Genomic DNA, 5,156 nt, shown 5'->3' with positions numbered 1-5,156 from the left:
AAATTATCAAATCGAAGTCATAAACGACAGCAATTACACGATAAACTCGGCTGATAATTTAAAAGTTTACGATACAGTTTTCTTTCCTGGAAAAAATAATGAAGATCGGTTTTACCCAACAAGTAAATGCGGAATTATTATTAAAGAATCCGATAATGAAATTGCAAGTGCCATAATTTGCGAAAGCGGTGGAGCAACAGCAATAACCGAAAAATCATTTGTAATCGAAGAAGACAAAATCTGGATTTGCGTTTGCAACAAAGTATATTGTCTTGAAATTCCAACATTAGATTTAATATGGCGCAAAGAAATAGATTTTATAACCAATTTTTCAATTCATAAAGTCGAAGATGATTTTATTATCCACGGAGAACTCGACATCAAAAGAATAAGCAAGAGTGGAGAAATAATATGGAGTTTTGGAGGGAGAAATATCTGGGTAAATCAAGAAGGAAAAACAGAATTTAGTATAGAAAATAATCAAATTCATTTATTCGACTTCGAATCAAATGAATACATTTTAGACTTTAACGGAGAAACTATTTTAGACAATCCAAAACCAAGTTCTGAGAAAAAATGGTGGGATATTCTTAAAATAGCCCAAGAAATCAAGAAAAAATAAAACAATATTCTTAAAATAATAAAATTGCTTACAGTAAGAGACGTAATGATAAATAAGTTTGCTCAAGAAAAAATCAATCTTGAGCAAATTTTGGATTGGTTTGGCAATCTTGAAATTCAAACTCAAAAAAAAATTATTAGATGGACAGGTCAATGTTTAATACAATCTCATCCTACCGAAGAAACATTCAATAAAGCAATTCAATTAATACCTTTAAAACCAACGGCAACTGCTATTGTACTTTTAAAAACTTATAAAAACCTAAAAGTTGCTTTGGATAAGATTGAATTACTTCCAGATTATGAAATAAAAAAAACTTTTATTACATTAATTTCGGTATTTAAAATCGCAGATACCGAAAGAAGAAATACATATTGCAAAAATAACTGTTATCATGACTGGCATAATTTAGACAACCTCTTAAACTTTTCTTAGAATTATAGAAATTGATAAAACAATGAAAAATACCGCATACCTCCTACTAGCATCAATATTACTTTTCTCTTGCAATCACGCCACAAAAGAAAAAACAATCGATAAGTTAGAGAATAACACTGACTCTATTCAAAAAGAAGAAATTAAATCTGATTCGATAGAAAAGCATCAAACATTTAATGACTCCATTGATAGTTTAGATCAAGATTTAAAAGCTTTTGTGCCAAAAGAATATAGTGTTATAAGCATCGAATCAGGAAATCTTAATCTTGACCCATATACCGATGCTATTTTAGTTCTACGCAAAACCAGCGAAGCATCAACCTCTAACTATGCCGAAAACAAACCCGACAAAAGACCATTACTTATCTTGTTAGGTCAAAAAGACGGTACTTACAAACTAGCGTATCAAAATGATAATGCCGTGTATTGCATAGATTGTGGCGGACTTTTTGGAGATCCATTTACAGGAATAACAATAAAAAATGGTTATTTCTCTATAGAACATGGCGTTTCAGGAGGTCATCATTGGGAAAATGTTACTACTTTTAAATATAATAAAGTCAAAAACAATTGGTTTCTGTACAAAGACCATTATATAAACTACAAACTTAATGACGGTAACGATAAAAATGCCGAAGCCTTAGTTGTTGATTATGAGAAACTAAAAACAGTAAAAGACTTTGGAGAAATTTCGTTTGAAAAATTCAATATCTATAATGATAAAGGATATTAAAAATAGTATTAAATTCGAATTATTAAAAGCCAAGTTTTATATTTAATTATTACCCAATGAAACAAACCCTATTAGTATTTTTAAGTTCAATACTCTTATTATCTTGCTCCGATAAGCAAAAAAAACAAACAGAAGAAACAGAAGAAACAGAACAAGAAACCACAACCTCTACTACAGAAAACAGTACCACTAGCGGTAAAACTGCCGTTTTTAAATGGGATACCGAACTATGTGCCAATACAGGAACATATGACTCAGAAAAATACACCGAAGAAGAATTAAAGAACACCTACGATTTATGGTTTTCTAATTCAGGCGGCAGTTTAAGTACCAATTCAACCCCGAGTTCTCAAGCCGAAATCGATAAACTAAGCCTTTCTGATTTAACCGCAGAATACAATGAGAAAAAAGCTTTTTATAACAAAAAAATGATTTCATCACCGTATTGGGAAAAAATAAAAGCGGAGAAGTTACATGAATTAAAGGACACATACGAACTAACAAAAATAGCTATCGAGGCCTATTCCAATCCTTCAGTCTTACTTAACAACCGATTCTCTAAAAATTGTACAGAATATACAAAAGCATTAACTTCTAATGATTCCATTTTAATGCTGAAAACCTGGAATAATTTGGCTGAAAAGCAAAAAAAGAATAATGGTAGTCCAGAAGATTTTATGAAAAGACATCTGGAGAAATACAATTCTAAAGACAGAGTTTTAAATGCTAAAATAGAATTAATGACCTATGGCTGGTGGAATTGCGCTAATGCCGCAGCATTCAAGATAAATGATGATGGTACTATGGCAAAAGAATTTGCCAAACTGTTTATAAAAGTAACTTCAGAGTGTGACGAACCATAATAATATAGAATATTTTTACTACAAACCGTTGAGTATAAATCGCAAAAATGACATCTACAAATAGAAACATAGATAAATATTTATGTTTCTATTTGTTTAAACTAATCTCAACCAACAGGTTATTACAATAAAACCATTCTACAAAAACACTATGAACAAAATAGTATTACTTCTTTTTATTTTCATTTCATCATCATTGATAGCTCAAAAAAGGAGTCAAAAAGATAACTTTGTTGTTCAAATAAAAAAAGTAAAAGGAGATTTGAACAAAGACAATCTAGCCGATTTAGTTGTTGTAACTCAAGATACCATAAACCCAAAAGCTCCTTATAAACTAAGCATATTCTTTGCTCAACCCAACGGTACTTTTAAGTTAATAGTTTCAACAATAAAAGCCATTGACCCACAATATCCAGAAGGCAAAAACGGATATTACAATGGGAATTCTTTTTATGATATCACTATCGAAAAAGGAATCTTAACTATTAAAAACGAGCTGACAAGAGGCAATTTCGAACATAAATTTCGCTATCAGAATACTAATTTCGAGTTAATCGGTTTTTCAGAAGTATATTCAGATGGACAAGGAACAATGGGAATGGTCGATTTTAATTTATCAACCGGAATACGAGTAAGCACAAGCGAGCATTACGATGATAGCAATGAAAAACCTACCAAAAGCCAAAAGAAAATCCTAATACGACCATTGCCAAAATTACAGGATTTCAAACCATTTACTACCGAATTTTATTAAAAACAGAATACTACATTAATAAAATTAATTCGTAGAAATTCATACAATTTGTGATAAAAAAACTGTTTAGTATTGGCAATAAACAGCTATAAAAATAATATCATAAAATCATTTTCCATTAATTATACTTTAACTACCATAGCAATAGCTATTCAATTTTTATTCGTATTTTCGATTCTCAAAAAAATTGTATTTCTTCAAATAATCGATTGATTATTAGCAATACATCGAAAATAACTATAAAATAGAATTAAAATGGTTTCATTTAGCAAAGAATTGTCTTTCCGTTGGTCTGATCTAGACCCTAATTTTCACTTACGCCATAGTGCTTATTATGATTTTGGAGCACAACACCGTATCGAAATTTTAGAACAATTAGGCTTGACTTTAAAAGTAATGCAACAACAAAGCTTTGGTCCTGTGCTTTTTAGAGAAGAATGTATTTTTAGAAAAGAAATAAAACTTTCGGATAAAATATTCATTCATACCAAAACATCAAAGATGAAACCTGATGGATCACGCTGGTCAATTATACATGAATTTATCAATGAAGAAGGGAAACTTTGTGCAACCATTACTGTCGATGGTGCATGGATGGACACCAAACTAAGGAAACTAGCTTCTCCTACTCCATCAATCGCAATAGAAGCATTGAGCATCTTCCCGAAAAGTGAAGACTTTGTAGGGCTTTAAACTCCCTAATAATACCTCATCAATACGCATAGGTAAGTCCATATTTTGTGTGGAATTATTATAAGGTTCTTTGTAAAATAATAACAATTTAAAAAAACATAATTATGAAAAAAGTAATCATAGTTCTAATAACAATTGTATCATTAATATCATGTAACAACCAAAACCCACAAAATATGGATTCTAAAAACACCGAATTAGTCAAACAGTATTTTACCCATTTTAACAATCACGATTGGAAAAAAATGTCCGAAATGTATATTCCAACCGCCGAGTTTAAAGACCCGTCTTTAGGACCTGGAATTGTAAAACAAACTCGTGCCGAGATAGAAAAAAAATACAGCGAGTTAAACCAGATTTTTCCAGACTTAAAAGATAAAGTGATACAAGTATATCCATCAGGAGAAAAACACGTAATCATAGAATTTGTTTCTAGCGGAACAGCTGAAGATGATTCGACTTTCGAATTACCAATTTGTACCATCTTTACCATCGAAAACGGATTAATAACCAAGGATTTCACGTACTACGACAACTTCGAAGAACAAGAATAAAGATTGTCTAAAAAAGTAACGCGGATGATGCGGATTTGCTAAAGCAAAAACGCGGATAAAAACAGATTTTATATGAATATGATTGTTATATAAAACTTACATAATCTCTTTTTAAAAATTTCATTTTTAAATCTTACAATTAATAAATTTATACTATATTTCATTCAAATAATAGCAAATTTATTAAAACATGAAATTACTGCATCAACAGTTAACAGATTCAATAATTAAAACTTTTTATGAAGTTTATAATGAATTGGGACATGGCTTTTTGGAGAAAGTTTATCAAAATTCTTTGTATTTAGAATTAAAAAACAAAGGATTTAAAGTTGAAGCTCAGAAGAAAATTAGTGTTTATTACAAAGGAATAGAAGTTGGAGAATATTATGCTGACTTAATTGTAGAAGATTTAATTATATTAGAACTAAAAGCTGCTGATTGTTTAGTAAAAGATTTTGAAAATCAAGTTCTAAATTATTTAAGAGGCACAAACTGCGAG

The 5,156-nt window shown here is 30.1% G+C and carries 8 protein-coding genes; all 8 read left to right on the top strand.

All coding sequences use genetic code 11. The features are described 5' to 3' along the window. Positions 1-622: hypothetical protein (locus tag B8T70_RS24025; protein ID WP_086896359.1), on the top strand; the 622-nt coding region annotated here is incomplete at its 5' end. A gap of 24 nt (positions 623-646) precedes the next feature. Next, positions 647-1,057 carry a DUF5958 family protein gene (locus B8T70_RS22880; protein WP_123912159.1) on the top strand — a complete coding sequence of 137 codons (411 nt, stop codon included), beginning with the start codon at positions 647-649 and terminating at the stop codon, positions 1,055-1,057. 22 nt (positions 1,058-1,079) lie between these two features. After that, positions 1,080-1,793, top strand: a complete 714-nt coding sequence (locus B8T70_RS22875) for a hypothetical protein (RefSeq protein ID WP_086896357.1) — start codon at positions 1,080-1,082, stop codon at positions 1,791-1,793. Positions 1,794-1,849: 56 nt separating this feature from the next. Next, complete coding sequence (locus B8T70_RS22870) at positions 1,850-2,656, top strand: hypothetical protein (protein WP_086896356.1); 807 nt, start codon at positions 1,850-1,852, stop codon at positions 2,654-2,656. 151 nt (positions 2,657-2,807) lie between these two features. Further along, positions 2,808-3,410: a hypothetical protein gene (locus B8T70_RS22865; protein WP_086896355.1), complete on the top strand. Its 603-nt coding sequence runs from the start codon at positions 2,808-2,810 to the stop codon at positions 3,408-3,410. Between the two features lie 255 nt (positions 3,411-3,665). Next, entirely contained in the window at positions 3,666-4,103 is a 438-nt protein-coding gene (locus B8T70_RS22860) for a thioesterase family protein (protein WP_039112961.1), read from the top strand. Between the two features lie 104 nt (positions 4,104-4,207). Beyond that, complete coding sequence (locus B8T70_RS22855; RefSeq protein ID WP_086896354.1) at positions 4,208-4,657, top strand: nuclear transport factor 2 family protein; 450 nt, start codon at positions 4,208-4,210, stop codon at positions 4,655-4,657. Between the two features lie 190 nt (positions 4,658-4,847). After that, on the top strand, positions 4,848-5,156 hold a 309-nt coding region (locus B8T70_RS22850; protein ID WP_086896353.1), incomplete at its 3' end, for a GxxExxY protein.

The sequence above is a fragment of the Flavobacterium sp. AJR genome (assembly GCF_002156885.1).
GTDB lineage: Bacteria > Bacteroidota > Bacteroidia > Flavobacteriales > Flavobacteriaceae > Flavobacterium.
This window is presented reverse-complemented; position numbering and strand designations above follow the sequence as displayed.